A 15,080-nucleotide genomic window follows, 5' to 3' on the forward strand; every position below is an offset into this window, starting at 1 on the left:
CGGAGAGACGAAATGGGCGAGCATCCGGGAGCCATCGAGCTGGCCGTGTCGACGGTCATCTTCGCGCTAAGGCCCGACCAGCCCGACGCCCCGGCGGGGCTGTGGCTGCCTCTGGTGCGGCGCATCCGCCCGCCCTACGAGGGTGATTGGGCACTGCCGGGCGGCCCGCTGATGATCGACGAGGACCTCGAGGACGCCGCGGCCCGCACCCTCGGCGCCACCACCGCGCTGGAGCCTGGCTACCTCGAGCAGCTCTACGCCTTCGGCACCCTCGACCGCTCGCCCGAGGGTGCGAAGGACCGCGTGGTCTCGATCGTGTACTGGGCGCTGGTGAGCTCCGACGAGGTCGCCACGAGCGCCGGCGCCAACCCCGAGAACGTGAGCTGGTTCTCGGTCGACGACCTGCCCGACCTCGCCTTCGACCACGACGTCATCATCGAGTACGCCCTCTGGCGCCTGCGCAACAAGGTCGAGTACAGCCGTATCGCGCACGCCTTCCTCGGCGACACCTTCACCCTCGCCGAGCTGCGCGAGGTGCACGAGGCGGTGCTCGGGCGCTCGCTCGACCCGGCGAACTTCCGCCGGCAGATCGAGTCGTCGAACTCGGTCGTGCCCACCGGCAAACGGGTGCTCGGCACGAGCTACCGGCCGCCGCGCCTCTACCGCTACAACACCTCGGTCGCGCCCGTCGACCGCGGGCCGCTCGACCGCCTCCCGAGAAAGCCGCGACCATGACCGCACGCCTCCTGTCCGTCGACGACGAGATCCAGCTGATCGCGGCGGGAACGGCGGCGCCCCCGGCCGCCGACCGCTCCGGCACCGTCTGCGCCCCCGAGCTCGCCGAGGGCCCCTGGGTCTTCGACCTGCAGACCCCCTCCTACGGCCCCGGCGCCTCGATGGCCGACCCGCTCCCTGCCGAGGCGCCCCGGCAGGGTGTGCTCCCCGAGGAGTACACGACGGCCTCGAAGAGCGAGCTCGACACGCGCATCCGTCGTGCCAAAGAGACGCTCGGCGACAGCGTCGTCGTGCTCGGCCACTTCTACCAGCGCGACGAGGTGGTGCAGTACGCCGACTTCGTGGGCGACTCGTTCCAGCTGGCGAACGCCGCGAAGACGAGGCCGGATGCCCGCGCCATCGTCTTCTGCGGCGTGCACTTCATGGCCGAGACCGCCGACATCCTGGCGCAGCCGTCGCAGGCGGTCATCCTGCCGAACCTGGCCGCGGGCTGCTCGATGGCCGACATGGCCGACATCGACTCGGTCGAGGAGGCGTGGTCGCAGCTGGCCTCCGTGTACGGAACCGAGCCCGACGCATCGGGTCGCGTGCCGATCATCCCGGTCACCTACATGAACTCGTCGGCCGATCTGAAGGGCTTCTGCGGGCGGAACGGCGGCATCGTCTGCACCTCGTCGAACGCGGCGACCGTGCTGGAGTGGGCGTTCGAGCGGGGGCAGCGCGTGCTCTTCTTCCCCGACCAGCACCTCGGGCGCAACACCGCCAAGGCGATGGGCGTGCCCGTCGAGCGGATGCCGCTGTGGAACCCGCGGAAGCCCCTCGGCGGTTCGACCGCGTCCGCGCTGATGGACGCGCGGGTCATCCTCTGGAACGGGTTCTGCTCGGTGCACAAGCGCTTCACCGTCGCCCAGATCGAGCGCGCGCGGGCGACGCACCCCGACGTGCAGGTGATCGTGCATCCCGAGTGCCCGATGCCGGTGGTCGACGCGGCCGACGGCGCCGGATCGACCGACTACATCGTCAAGGCCATCGCCGCCGCCCCCGCCGGCTCGACCTTCGCCATCGGCACCGAGATCAACCTCGTGCAGCGGCTGGCGAACCAGTACCCGCAGCACACGATCTTCTGCCTCGACGACGTGATCTGCCCGTGCTCGACGATGTACCGCATCCACCCGGGCTACCTCGCGTGGGTGCTCGAGTCGCTCGTCGACGGGGTCGTGCTGAACCAGATCTCGGTGCCGGCGTCGGTGGCCGAGCCGGCGCGGGTCGCCCTCGAGCGGATGCTCGCGGCCCGGCCATGACGACGGCCTCCCCTTCGGCGCAGCGCTCCCGCCGGCCGCGGGTGATCGTGGTGGGCAGCGGCATCGCCGGGCTCGTCGCGGCGCTCGGGCTCGTGAACGTCGCCGACGTCGTGGTCGTCACGAAGGCTGCCGTCGACGACGGCAGCACGCGGTACGCCCAGGGCGGGATCGCGGCGGCGGTGATGCCTGGGGACTCGGTCTCCTCGCACGTCGCCGACACCCTCGCGGCCGGCGCCGGGCTGTGCGACCCCGAGGCGGTGCGGGTGCTCTGCGCGGAGGGGCCGGCGCGCATCCGCGACCTGATCGAGTGGGGCGTCGCCTTCGACCGGTCCGGCGGTCATGCCGACGGTGCCTTCGACGCCGGGCTCGAAGGCGCTCACTCCCGGCGGCGCATCCTGCACGCGGGCGGCGACGCGACCGGTTCGGCGATCGAGACGGCCCTGGTGGCCGCCGTTCGTGAGTCGACGGCCGAGCTGCGGGAGCGCACCATGCTCCTCGATCTCCTCACCGAAGCCGGCTCCGAGGGCGGCCGGGTGACGGCGGTGCGTGTGCTCCGCGCGGGCCGGATCGAGGAGCTGCGGGCCGATGCCGTCGTGCTCGCGAGCGGGGGTGCCGGGCAGCTGTACCCGTTCACGACGAACCCGGCGGTCGCGACCGGCGACGGGGCGGCGGCCGCGCTTCGGGCCGGAGCCGTGCTCGCGGATGCCGAGTTCGTGCAGTTCCACCCCACGGCGCTCGCGGTGCCCGGCTCGCCGCTCGTGTCGGAGGCCGTGCGGGGCGACGGTGCGGTGCTGCGGAATGCCGCCGGCGAGCGGTTCCTGCTGGGCGCGCATCCGCTCGCCGAGCTCGCCCCGCGGGACGTCGTGGCCCGGGCCATCGCCACCGAGATGCTCGCGACGGGCGCCCCGGTGCTGCTCGACGCGACCGGCGTCGACGACCTCGAGGCGCGGTTCCCGACGGTCACCGCGGCCTGCCGCGCGGCCGGCTACGACTGGACCCGCGAGCCCGTGCCCGTCGCACCCGCCGCCCACTACTGGATGGGCGGCGTCGCCACCGACCTCGACGGGCGCACCTCCCTTCCCGGTCTCTTCGCCGTCGGCGAGGTCGCGTGCACCGGGGTCCACGGCGCGAACCGCCTCGCCTCGAACTCCCTGCTCGAGGGTCTGGTGTTCGCCCATCGGGCGGCAGACGCCCTCCGCGCGGAGCTGCATGCCCCGAACGGCATGAGCACTCCCGGTCGGTCGATCGTGCCGGATGCTCGCCCCACCACGGGCTCCCACGAACCCACCCGCGCCGAGCTCCAGACCCTGATGTGGCGGAACGCGGGCCTCCTCCGAACGGCGGACGGCCTGCTCGAGGCCCAGCGCACGCTCGACTCGTGGGGCATCGACACGTCCGGCACCGCCGACGTCGAGCGGCTCGAGACCGCCAATCTGCTGCAGCTCGCCCGAGTGGTGGTGGGGGCGGCGCTCGCCCGCGAGGAGTCCCGCGGGGCCCACGCGCGAGCCGACTTCCCGCTGACCTCGCCCGATCTCGCAGCCCGACCCGGCACGTCGACCGACGCCGTCGCCCGAACCCGAAGCAGAGAAGAGGTCAGCGCCTGATGCTCACCACCCAGATCATCGACGACGTCGTCACCCGCGCTCTCGCCGAGGACGCGCCCTGGGGTGACCTCACCTCCGAGCTGCTCATTCCCGAGGAGGCATGGGCGTCGGCGCGCCTCGAGGCCCGGGAGCCCGGGGTGTTCAGCGGAGGCGCCGTGTGGGAGGCGACGATGCGACTGGTCGACCCGCGCATCCGCTCGGCCCTGCTCGTCGGCGACGGGGAGCGCTTCGAGACGGGCACCGTGCTGGCGACGGTCGAGGGGCCGGCCCGCGGCATCCTGCGGGCGGAGCGGGTCGCGCTCAACCTCGTTCAGCGGATGAGCGCCATCGCCACCGAGACCTCCCGCTACGTCGCCGCGGTCGCGGGCACCGGTGCGCGGATCGTCGACACGCGCAAGACCACGCCGGGCCTGCGAGCCCTCGAGCGCGCGGCGGTGCGGGCGGGCGGCGGGCACAACCACCGCTTCTCGCTGTCGGACGCGGTGCTCGCGAAGGACAACCACCTCGCCGTGCTGGCGCAGCAGCACGGGGGTGACGTGACTGCGGCGATCCGGGCGGTGCGGGCGCAGATCTCGCACACCACGCACCTCGAGGTCGAGGTCGACCGGCTCGACCAGATCGAGCCGGTGCTCGCGGGCGGGGTCGACACGATCCTGCTCGACAACTTCACGCTCGACGAGCTGCGCGCGGGGGTCGCCCTCGTCGGGGGCCGCGCCCTCGTCGACGCGAGCGGCGGGGTGACCCTCGGCACCGTCGGCGCGATCGCCCGCACCGGCGTCGACCTCATCTCGGTCGGTGCCCTCACGCACTCGGTGCGGGCCCTCGACCTCGGCCTCGACATCGGGTTGCCGGATGCGCGCCCCGGGGGCCCGGCGGCCGCCCCCGCCTTCGCTGCCGAGGCCACTTCCTCCCCGCCCGCCCCACCCGCGGCGCGGCCGTGATCCACCTCGACGCCGCCGCCACCACGCCCGTGCGCCGCGAGGTGCTCGAGGCCATGTGGCCCCACCTGACGGGCGAGTTCGGCAACCCTTCCAGCCACCACGCGCTGGGCGATGCCGCCGCGCGCGCTCTCGCCGAAGCGCGGCGGACGGTCGCCGAGTGGTTCGGCTGCCGTCCGGCGGAGGTCGTCTTCACCTCGGGCGGCACCGAGGGCGCCAACCTCGCGGTGAAGGGGCTGGCGCTCGGCGGCCCTCGGGGTCGGCACGTCGTGCTGAGTGCGGTCGAGCATCCGGCGGTCGTCGAATCGGTCGACCACCTGCGCCGCCTGCACGGCTTCGATGTCACGGTCGTGCCCGTCGACGGCACCGGCCTCGTCGACCCCGCTGCGTTCGCCGACGCCCTGCGGCCCGACACCACGCTCGCCACCGTGATGCTCGCGAACAACGAGATCGGCACGGTGCAGCCGGTGGCCGAGCTGGCCGCGGTCGCCCACGAGCGCGGTGTGCCGTTCCACACGGATGCGGTGCAGGCAGCAGGCTGGCTCGACCTCCGCCTCGACGTGCTCGGCGCCGACGCCGTGAGCATCTCGGGCCACAAGCTCGGCGCGCCCAAGGGCATCGGCGCGGTGGCGGTGCGCGGACGTCACCCGCTCGAGCCCGTGCTGCACGGCGGCGGACAGGAGCGCGGCCGCCGCTCCGGCACCGAGAACGTGGCCTTCGCTGTCGGCCTCGCCCGGGCGATCACGCTCGCCGAGCCGGCCCGGGCGTCGGCCGCGCTGCACACCACTGCCCTGCGCGACGACTTCATCGCCGAGGTGCTGCGGCGGGTCGACGGGGCGGTGCTGACCGGGCATCCGGATGCCCGCCTGCCCTCGGTGGCGTCGTTCTGCTTCCCGGGCACGAGCGGCGAGGCCGTGCTGCTCGGCCTCGAGGAGCGCGGCGTGATCGTCTCGAGCGGCTCGGCCTGCGCAGCCGGCGGCGACGACCCCTCGCCCGTGCTGCTCGCCCTCGGCCTCGACTCGGCCGTCGCCCAGACCGCCGTGCGCTTCACCTTCACCCCGGCCACCACCGCGGCCGACCTCGCGGCGGCGGCCACGGCCCTCGAGGCGACCCTCGCCTCGCTGGCGACCCTCCGCTGACGCCCGCGTTCCTCCGCGTCTACGCCGCTCCCCGCGACTAGGGTCGGTGCCGGGGAGAAGGAGCTGTCATGCCACCACGTCTCAGCGCCCGCGGAATGTTCGTCACGGGCCTCGTGCTCACGCTGATCGGCATCGCCCTGCGGCTGTTCGGCACAGAGCTCGGCAATCTGATCACGTCGCCCGACGGGCTGCCGCCGTTCTTCGCACTCGCGGTGGTCGACCTGCTCGGCCAGATCACGCTGACGCTCGGCCTCGTGCTGCTCGGTGTCTCGCCGATCGCCCGCCTGCTCGACGAACCGCGCAAGCGGCCGGATGCTCGCACCGTCCTCCTGCGCGAGACCCTCGACAAGCGGCTGGGCGACAGGAACCGTCGGGGGTGACGGGAGGGGCGGGGAGGGCGGAGGATGGAGGGGTGAAGATCCTCTCGATTCAGTCGGCCGTGGCCTACGGGCACGTCGGCAACTCCGCGGCCGTGTTCCCCCTGCAGCGCATCGGGGTGGAGGTGCTGCCCGTGTACACGGTGAACTTCTCCAACCACACCGGGTACGGCGCCTGGCGCGGGCCGCTGATCTCACCCGAGGACGTGCACGACGTCATCCTGGGCATCGAGGAGCGCGGCGTGCTGCCCGAGATCGACGTGGTGCTCTCGGGCTACCAGGGCGGCGTCGGCATCGGCGACGTCATCGTCGACGCGGTGCAGCGCGTGAAGGCCGCGAACCCGTCGGCGGTCTACGCCTGCGACCCCGTGATGGGCAACGCCAAGTCGGGCTGCTTCGTGGCCCCCGAGATTCCCGAGCTGCTGCGCGACCGGGTCGTGCCCGTGGCCGACATCATCACCCCGAACCAGTTCGAGCTCGGCTACCTCACCGGCACCGAGCCCGGCTCGCTCGAGTCGACCCTGGCGTCGGCCGACCTCGCCCGCGCGATGGGGCCCTCGACGGTGCTCGTCACGAGCGTGGAGCGCCCCGACCGTGCCCCCGACACGATCGAGATGCTCGTGGTCGACGATGCCGGCGCCTGGATCGTGCAGACTCCCCTGCTCCCGTTCAAGGCCAACGGCTCGGGTGACGTCACGGCGGCCCTCTTCACCGCCCACTACCGCGAGACCGGATCGGCCGCGACGGCGCTCGAGCGCACGGTGTCGAGCGTCTTCGACCTGATCGAGGCCACCCACCGCTCGGGGCGGCGCGAGCTGCAGCTGATCGAGGCGCAGGAGTCGTACGCGCATCCGCGTCTGCAGTTCACGGCAGAACAGGTGCGCTGAGGGCAGCAGACCGGGAAGGTGTCCCTCCTGGGGCTCTGATCCGGCGCCGGCCGCCGAGATACCGTGAGCGGGTCCCCTCTCCGATCGGAGTGATCCCGTCATGACTGCCCGGTCCTCGGTTCTCGCGCAGTACCTGCGTGCCCGCCGATCGCAGCTGGATCCGGCGTCGTTCGGGCTCGTCGACGACGGCCGGCGGGTGCCCGGCCTGCGGCGGGAGGAGTTGGCGAGCCTCGCCGGCATCAGCCGCGACTATTACATCCGCCTCGAGCAGGGCCAGAACCATCAGGTGTCCCACCAGGTGCTGAACAGCCTGGCCGAGGCGCTGTGCCTCGATCCCCTCGAGCGGAGCTACTTCTACCGGATCGCCCGGCCGGGCTTCTCGCCGACGCCGCAGCGCCGGGAGCCGACGCCGGTGAGCGAGGCGGTGCTGTCGCTGCTGAACACCTGGTCGGACGTGCCGGCGTTCGTCGAGGACAGCAATCTCGACGTCGTCGCGATCAACGAGATGGCCGACGTCCTGATCCCGAGCGTCGAGCTGTTCGACGGCAATCTCGCCCTGGCGGCGTTCGCGAAGGTCGACGAGGAGCGCATCCACGACATCGCCCGCCGGGCGGTGGCGGCGTTGAGGTTCCACGGCGACCCCGGCAATCCGCGGTTCCAGGAGGTCGTGGGCGAGCTGTCGACGACCAGCGCGGCGTTCCGGCGGCTGTGGGCCCAGCACGATGCGCGGCCGATGTCCCAGGGGACGATCCTCCTCGTGGTCGGCGACGGCGAGCTGGTCGAGTTCCCGTGGCAGGTGCTGGAGGTGCCGGGCGGGTTCTTCATGACGGTCTGGCCGGTGGCGAGGGGCACGCGCGCCTTCGAGGTGCTCGCGTTCCTCCGGGTGAACGCCCTCACCGGGCGCGGGGTCCGCGGGCCGCTCCGGGGCTGGCCGGCCCTCTAGCGCACCGCCGGGTCGAGAGCGGCCGCCATGCTGGCGAAGACCGCCGCCGTGAGACTCTGCGGCGGTGCCGAGAGCACGGTCAGGAGATAGCCGGGCATGCTGCGCACCGCGAAGTTCTGCACGTCGATCTCCATCGTCCCCACGTTCTCGACGACCATGTGGATGTGCGCGTCCTCCGGGCCCGAGACGTCGTACCGCGCCCAGAGCCGCACGAAGTCCTCGTCGGCGGCGGAGAGCTGCTCGACCAGCTCGGTCAGGCGCGGCGAGAACGGATTCGCGTCCCGGCGCAGCCCGGCGACGGAGGACCTGACCATCGGCTCCCACTCGACGAGGGTCCGCTTCATCCGCTCGTTGAACAGGTCGACCACGACGTTCGACCCGGTCGCGAGGCCGCCGTGGCCGAAGTTGGTCGCCAGCGGGTTGGAGGCGACGATGTCGCGGTTGCTGTCGGAGACGTAGGCGGGGGTGTGGGTCCACTGCCTCAGCACGTGCGCGATGCGGTCGGCGGACTCGGCGGCGGGGGGCTCGGGGTTCGGCAGGTCACCGCTGGCGACCCGGAACATGTACTGCCGGGCATCCGCGTCCAGTCGCAGCGCGCGGGCCAGCGTGTTGAGCACCTGGTCGGAGGGCCGGATGTTCCGCCCCTGCTCCAGCCGCAGGTAGTACTGCTCGCTGATGCCGGCGAGACGCGCGACCTCGTCGCGGCGGAGTCCGGGAACCCGCCGTCGCGGTTCCCGGACGAGCCCGGCGTCCTCGGGCTGGGTGACGTTGCGACGTGCGCGGAGGAACTCTCCCAGCGCGAGAAGTTCCGCTGACAATCGCGCGACCCCTTCATTCGGACGGCTCGACCCCGCGATCTGGAGCCGGGCCTCCAGTTTAGGATGCTCGCCCGCACGCCCTGCGTCAACCGGGCTGCGCGGGCCCGTGAGGCTCTTGGTCGACGGCCGCGTCCCCCGTGTCCTGCGGCTGTGAGCGGTCGCGGAAGGACAGCCGGTAGCTGCTCGGGCTGGTGCCGTTGATCGCACGGAACTGCCGGGAGAAGTAGAACGGGTCCTCGTAGCCCACCGCGCGGGCGATGTCGGCCACCGTGGCCTCGGTGGTGATCAGCAGCTCGCGGGCCCGGGCGCTGCGGAGGCGCTTGTGGTACTCCACGACCCCCATCCCGGAGGCCAGCCGGAACCGGGCCGAGAAGTGCGAGACGCTGAGCCCCGCGATGGTCGCGAGCTCCGCGACGCTCGTCGTGGTCTCGAGATGCTCCCGCAGGTAGTCCTGCGCCGCGAGGATCGGGTCGCCGGTCTCCTTCGCGCCTCGCGCCCGGTCGGCCGCGAGCTGGGCGAGCAGTCCCCAGGCGGCGCCGGACGCGGCGAACAGGCTCGCCAGCGTCTCGTCCCGCTCGAGGGAGACCAGTGCGTGCTCCAGGGCCGCCTTCGCGGCATAGGGATCGTGCACCTGCATCACCGGTGAGAAGTCGTTCGAGGGCTGCGTGATGGCGGTGACGAGGTCGTCGGCGTCGGCGCCGGTCACGTGCATCCACCAGATCGTCCATGGGTCGCGGGGATCGGCGCAGTAGCGGTGGGGCTCGCCCCGCGGGATGACGGCGACCTCACCCGGTGCCATCGGGTGCTCCTCGCCGCGCACCTCGAGGTGGCCGGCTCCGCCGGTGCACAGGATGACCACCACCTCCTCCGCGCCACGAGGCCGATCGCGGCCGTGCGCCGCGGCGTGGGGGAAGTGGCCGGCGTCGGTCACGAGCATCCGCCCGGTGATCGGCGTCGACAGCGCCTCGGCGACCCGGGGCCTCGGCAGCACCCGCAGACGCTGTCCGGGGAATCCGTCTCGAATCAGCACGGGCGCCAGTCTAGACAACCCTGTCAGCGATTTGTCCAGGTTCACCGAGGAGCACACTATGGCGCGCACCCGCCCGCGATCTCTAGCCTCGACGCTGTGACGAATGCCGACGCCGCCCTCAGTCTGATCGACCTGCCCGACGCGCCCCCCGAGCAGCAGGCCCTCATCGACCAGGGCGGGGTCGCCTGCTGGACGAGCGAGATCGAGATCGACAGCTACGAGCCGGGCGAGCCCGACCGCTACCCGCTCTTCCTCGACCGGCGGGTCTACCAGGGGTCCAGCGGCAAGGTGTACCCGATCCCCTTCGTCGACAGCATCGCCGCCGAGAAGACCCCGCGGCGGTGGCGGGCCATCCACCTCGAGAACCGCTGGGTGCGGCTGATGCTGCTGCCCGAGATCGGCGGCCGCATCCACATCGGCTACGACAAGACCCGCGGCTACGACTTCTTCTACCGCAACAACGTCATCAAGCCTGCCCTCGTGGGCCTCGCCGGCCCGTGGATCTCGGGCGGCGTCGAGTTCAACTGGCCGCAGCATCACCGCCCGGCCACCTTCCTCCCGGTGGAGACGAGCATCGAGCGCGCCGGTCCGGGCGACGTGACGGTGTGGCACAGCGACCTCGACCCCCTGCAGCGGATGCGCGGCGACCACGGCGTACGGCTGCGGGGCGACAGCGCCGCGATCGAGGTCGCGGCGCGCCTGCACAACCGCACGGACGAGCCGCAGACCTTCCTCTGGTGGGCCAACGTCGCCGCCCGGTCGCACGACGACTACCAGTCGTTCTTCCCCACCGACGTGCGCTACGTGGCCGATCACGCCCGGCGCGCGATCACCGCCTTCCCGCGCGCCGATCGGCCCTACTACGGGGTCGACTACCCGGCGCTGGCGGATGCCGCGCATCCGGATGCGGACCGGATCGACTTCTACGGGAACATCCCCGTGCCGACCTCGTACATGGTCACCGACACCGAGCAGGGCTTCTTCGGCGGTTACGACCACCGCGAGCGCGCCGGCTTCGTGCACTGGGCCGACCGCTCGATCTCGCCGGGCAAGAAGCAGTGGACCTGGGGCGACGGGCCGATCGGCCACGCCTGGGACGCGCAGCTGACCGACTCCGACGGGCCCTACGTCGAGCTGATGGCCGGGGTGTTCACCGACAACCAGCCCGACTTCAGCTACCTCGCTCCCGGGGAGACGCGGAGCTTCAGCCAGTACTGGTTCCCGATCCAGGAGATCGGCCCCGCGCACCAGGCGACGAAGGACCTCGCCGTGCGGCTGGACGCCGGCGGCACCGAGGTGAGGGTCGGCGTAGCGAGTGCGGTGCGGCTCGTCGACGCGCGGGTGGTGCTCGAGCGCGCGGCGGAGGGCGCCGACCAGAGCGAGCCCGCGGTCGTCGCCGAGTGGACGATCACGGTGCAGCCCGGGGAGCCTTTCCTCGTCGTGCACCCGGCCGCAGGCGAGGGAGGGGCCCTGACGGTGCGGGTGCTGAGCGGCGACGAGGAGCTGATCGCGTTCACGTCGGCCCTGGCCGACACCGATGCTGCTGCCGACGACCGGCCGGAGCCGTGGGCGGCCACCGAGCCGCCGCTGCCCGAGCAGATCGACGGCGTCGACGAGCTCTACCTCACGGGCGTGCACCTGCAGCAGAACCGGCACCCGACGCGGTCGGCGGTGCCCTACTTCGAGGAGGTGCTGCGGCGCGATCCCGGCGACTCCCGGGCGTCGATCGCCCTCGGCGCCGTCGCCTACCGTCGCGGCGAGTACGAGGCCGCGAGCTCGCACCTCGAGCGCGCCCTCGAGCGCCTCACCCGCCGCAACCTCAATCCCGCGAGCGGCGAGGCGAGCTACCGGCTGGGCCTCGTGCTGGAGCGGCAGGGTGAGCTCGGAGCCGCCGCCGTGCACCTCGGCAAGGCGGGATGGGACGCGGCCTGGGCGCTGCCCTCCGAGCTCGCGCTGTCCCGCATCGCGCTCCGCGAGGGGCGGGGGGCGGATGCTCTGCGGCACGCGCGCTCGGCAGAGGCGCACGACCGGGCGAACCCCGATGCGGCGCACCTGGCGATCCTCGCCCTGCGCGGCCTCGGCCGTGACGCCGAGGCCGCCTCTGCGCTCGCCGCCCGCCGGGCGTCCGATCCTCTGGACGCGGTCGCCGCGGTGCTGTCCGGCCTGGAGCAGGGCGAGGTCGCCGGGTTCGCCGACCCGAAGACCGTCCTGACGGTGGGCGTCGACCTGGCCCGCCGCGGGCAGTGGCGCACGGCGCTCGCCGCGACCGACGGACTCGCCGGATCAGACGGGGGCGCGCGGGCAGCTCGCGGCCACGCCTTCGGCAACCCCGTTCCCGTCGCGCACTACCTCCGGGCGACCTGGTGGGAGGCCCTCGGCGAGCCGGAGCGCGCCGCCGCCGAGCGCCGCGCCGCGCGCGCCGCCGACTCCGCCCTCGCCTTCCCCTTCGGACTCGACGAGTACGACGCCCTCCTCGCCGCCATCGCGGCCGACGCCGGCGATCCCGTCGCGCCGGCCCTGCTCGGGTCGTGGCTGCTCGACGCCGGACGCACCGAGGACGCCCTGGCCGCCCTGCGCGACGCCGTCGCACTCGGCAGCACCGACCCGGTGGCCTGGCGGAACGCGGCGATCGCGACCGTCAACACGGGCGGCTCCGGCGATGCGGCCGACGAGCTCCTCGCGCGGGCTCTCGAGCTCAGCCCCGACGACCCGCGGCTCGTCTTCGAGCGCGACGTGCTGGCGCGCATCCGGGGCGTCGGTCCCGCGGAGCGGCTGCAGGCGCTCGCGCGCCACGGCCTCCCCGTCGTGCTCCGACGCGACGACCTCACGGTGAACCATCTCGAGCTGCTCGTCGCCACCGGCCGCCCCGACGAGGCACTCGACATCCTCGCGTCCCGCACCTTCCGGCCGTTCGAAGGCGGCGAGGGCCGGGTGATCGCCGTGTACGACGCCGCCACGATCGAGGTGGCGCGCCGGATGCTCGAGCAGCAGCCGCGCGAGGCCGCCGAACTCCTGCACGCGGGCGTCGCCGTCCCCGCCAACCTGGGGGAGGGGCGTCATCCGGCCGACAGCCTGGCCGAGCGCTTCGTGCTCCTCGGTGATGCGCTCGAGCTCGCCGGGGAGACCGAGCAGGCGGAGTCCGCCTGGCGACGGGCCCGTGACGGCGCGGGGGCGCTGGCGGTCGCTCCGCGGCCGGCGGAACCCGCCGACTACTGGGTCGGCGTCGCCCACCTGCGCCTCGGGGAGCGCGCCGAGGCCGAGCATGTCTGGATGACGCTCAAGGAGCGCGCCGCGACGCTCGAGCGCGAGAAGGACGCCGTCGACTACTTCGCGACGTCCCTGCCCGAGCTGCTGCTCTTCGACGTCGACACCGAGGCCTCCCGTCTCGCTCTCGTCGCGCGGCTCCGCGACCTCGCACACCGCGGCCGCACGACGGCCGCCGTGCCCGCCCGGGCCTGACCCGGGGCGCACCCGGGCGTCGGCCGCGCGACCGGCGCAGCCCGTCCGAGGGGCGGGCGCGCCCGCGTGATCCCGCGCCGCGCCGCCGGCCCAGGGTGGCGAAGCGCGGCCAACACACGGCCGCAACGCGGGTGAAACAGGCGCGTCCTACTCTTCGAGCGTGACCTTCTCACCCGCCTCCCGAGCCTCCGTGGTGATCTTCTCGGGGCCCCGCGCCACCATCCAGAACAGTGCAGCGTTGCGCACGAGCCAGTCGGTGCGCCAGGCGCGCGGGCTCGCCGGCGCCGACGAGAGCCTGCCCGAGTCGCTGCGCGCCCAGCAGCTGGCCGCGCCGGTGACCGCGTACGTGAAAGCCTTCTCCGCGCATCCGCTCGAAAAAGACGCTCAGGAGCTGTACGGCCCGGTCGACGGCTGGGTCGACCCGGCGTCGGGCGAGTTCAGCGCCGACGAGCGCGATGGCTGGACGCCCGTCTACGAGGTCACCCTCGACCCCGCGAAGGGCCCGTTCCCGCTGCCCTACGCCGCCACGCAGGCGAACGGCGAGCCCTGGGACGGCCCGTTCGACGACGACGGCACCGCCCGGCAGCTGTTCTACCCCGACGCCTCCCGCATCGTGGCCGAGATCGACCGCTTCGGCCTCGACGGCTACGGCGGCAACAACCTGATGAGCGGCGTGGCCGACTTCGACTTCGTGCGGGCGGCGCCCTCGGGTGGCTACACGAAGGGGCAGCCGGCGGCCGAGCGCACCGACTCCGCGCTGCTCGGCAGCGAGCACGGCGACCTGCCGCCCGAGGTGCTCGGCGAGGACTTCTTCCCCTACATGCCGATGCGCCAGGAGCCCGCGCTGCCGACCCTGGCCGCGCTGACTAACATCGTCTACGACACCCTGACGGACGGCGACTACGACGGCGCCATCTGGCTCGAGGGCAGCCCCACCACCGAGGAGACGGTCTACTGGCTGAATCTCGTCATCCCCACCCGCCGCCCCCTGATCGGCAACTGCTCGCAGTACGGCCACGGCGTCTTCGGCAACGACGGCGACCACAACCTCGTGCAGTCGGTCAACTACATCGCCTCGGGCGTCTGGGCCGACGAGCAGGGCGACGACCGCGTGGGCGCCGTCATGATCCAGAACGGGCAGGTCTTCACCAGCCGCGAGGTGCAGAAGGCGGATGCCCGTCCCGGCGGCTACATCGCCTACGGCGGCCACGGCGGCATCGTGGGCAACACGGTCGAGGACCCGGTGCTCTCCTTCGTGCCGGTCGCCCGCCACACCTTCACCTCGGCGCTCCGCCTCGACCGGCTCCCGGATGCCGTGCCCGGCCTGAACGGCGACGCCGTCGTGACCCGCGACGAAGCCGGGCACCTCCGTCCCGAGGCGATGCCCAAGGTGACCATCGCCCGCTACGTCAACTACGGGCAGGACGACTTCAGCGACAGCGCCGACAGCGAGGTCGAGATCCTCGCCCGGATCGAGAAGAACCTGCGCGACCACCCGCTCTCCGGCCTGGTGGCCGAGGGCTCGGCTCCTTACGGCGGCGTCTACGAGTCCATGCGGGCGGCGCTGCTGAAGGGCGTCTTCCGCGGGATGCCCGTGGTGGCGGTCGGCCGCGGCGGAGGCGGCTACGCGTTCGGGCAGTCGACGATCGGCGGCCTGTTCATCCGGGGCAGCAACCTCTCGGCGCCGAAGGCCCGCATCCTGCTGATGGCGTGCCTGCTGAAGTTCGGAGCGCTGCCGCTGCCCGCCGACCCGGAGGCGCCGACGCCGGCCGAGCTCGACGCGATCCGCGCCGCGGTGGCCGAGTACCAGACGATCTTCGACACCCACTAGCCAGTCCGTCAGCACCGC

General features: G+C 73.0%; 12 protein-coding genes. 10 read left to right on the forward strand and 2 right to left on the reverse strand.

Annotated features, from left to right (window positions below; all coding sequences use genetic code 11):
• The first annotated feature begins 12 nt into the window (after positions 1–12).
• The 8 genes from HQQ85_RS09300 to HQQ85_RS09335 all read left to right on the forward strand — a co-directional run bounded on the left by HQQ85_RS09300 (position 13) and on the right by HQQ85_RS09335 (position 7,924).
• A complete protein-coding gene (locus HQQ85_RS09300) occupies positions 13–735 on the forward strand; it encodes an NUDIX domain-containing protein (protein WP_173182233.1) in 723 nt (240 codons plus the stop codon).
• A complete protein-coding gene (nadA, locus tag HQQ85_RS09305) occupies positions 732–2,036 on the forward strand; it encodes a quinolinate synthase NadA (RefSeq protein WP_173182234.1) in 1,305 nt (434 codons plus the stop codon). The genes HQQ85_RS09300 and nadA overlap by 4 nt, the downstream gene beginning before the upstream one ends.
• Complete coding sequence (gene nadB, locus HQQ85_RS09310; RefSeq protein WP_173182235.1) at positions 2,033–3,640, forward strand: L-aspartate oxidase; 1,608 nt, start codon at positions 2,033–2,035, stop codon at positions 3,638–3,640. The genes nadA and nadB overlap by 4 nt, the downstream gene beginning before the upstream one ends.
• Positions 3,640–4,581, forward strand: coding sequence for a carboxylating nicotinate-nucleotide diphosphorylase (nadC, locus tag HQQ85_RS09315; protein WP_173182236.1), 942 nt, complete (start codon positions 3,640–3,642; stop codon positions 4,579–4,581). The genes nadB and nadC overlap by 1 nt, the downstream gene beginning before the upstream one ends.
• Positions 4,578–5,717, forward strand: a complete 1,140-nt coding sequence (locus HQQ85_RS09320; protein WP_173182237.1) for a cysteine desulfurase family protein — start codon at positions 4,578–4,580, stop codon at positions 5,715–5,717. The genes nadC and HQQ85_RS09320 overlap by 4 nt, the downstream gene beginning before the upstream one ends.
• 68 nt (positions 5,718–5,785) lie before the next feature.
• Positions 5,786–6,097 carry a hypothetical protein gene (locus HQQ85_RS09325; protein ID WP_173182238.1) on the forward strand — a complete coding sequence of 104 codons (312 nt, stop codon included), beginning with the start codon at positions 5,786–5,788 and terminating at the stop codon, positions 6,095–6,097.
• Positions 6,098–6,129: 32 nt separating this feature from the next.
• Entirely contained in the window at positions 6,130–6,981 is an 852-nt protein-coding gene (gene pdxY, locus HQQ85_RS09330) for a pyridoxal kinase PdxY (RefSeq protein ID WP_173182239.1), read from the forward strand.
• Between the two features lie 100 nt (positions 6,982–7,081).
• Positions 7,082–7,924, forward strand: coding sequence for a helix-turn-helix domain-containing protein (locus HQQ85_RS09335; RefSeq protein ID WP_173182240.1), 843 nt, complete (start codon positions 7,082–7,084; stop codon positions 7,922–7,924).
• Here HQQ85_RS09335 and HQQ85_RS09340 read toward each other — a convergent pair.
• Both HQQ85_RS09340 and HQQ85_RS09345 read right to left on the reverse strand, forming a co-directional pair.
• A complete protein-coding gene (locus HQQ85_RS09340; protein WP_173182241.1) occupies positions 7,921–8,742 on the reverse strand; it encodes a helix-turn-helix domain-containing protein in 822 nt (273 codons plus the stop codon). The genes HQQ85_RS09335 and HQQ85_RS09340 overlap by 4 nt on opposite strands.
• 85 nt (positions 8,743–8,827) lie before the next feature.
• Positions 8,828–9,772: a helix-turn-helix domain-containing protein gene (locus HQQ85_RS09345; protein ID WP_371741832.1), complete on the reverse strand. Its 945-nt coding sequence runs from the start codon at positions 9,770–9,772 to the stop codon at positions 8,828–8,830.
• A gap of 96 nt (positions 9,773–9,868) precedes the next feature.
• Here HQQ85_RS09345 and HQQ85_RS09350 point away from each other — a divergent pair, with 96 nt between their 5' ends.
• Both HQQ85_RS09350 and HQQ85_RS21625 read left to right on the forward strand, forming a co-directional pair.
• Complete coding sequence (locus tag HQQ85_RS09350; RefSeq protein WP_173182242.1) at positions 9,869–13,231, forward strand: DUF5107 domain-containing protein; 3,363 nt, start codon at positions 9,869–9,871, stop codon at positions 13,229–13,231.
• 160 nt (positions 13,232–13,391) lie between these two features.
• On the forward strand, positions 13,392–15,062 hold the full coding sequence (locus tag HQQ85_RS21625) for an asparaginase domain-containing protein (RefSeq protein ID WP_216851596.1): 1,671 nt from the start codon (positions 13,392–13,394) through the stop codon (positions 15,060–15,062).
• The last annotated feature ends 18 nt before the right edge of the window (positions 15,063–15,080 follow it).

It is taken from the genome of Herbiconiux sp. VKM Ac-2851 (assembly GCF_013205105.1).
Taxonomy (GTDB): Bacteria; Actinomycetota; Actinomycetes; order Actinomycetales; family Microbacteriaceae; genus Herbiconiux; species Herbiconiux flava.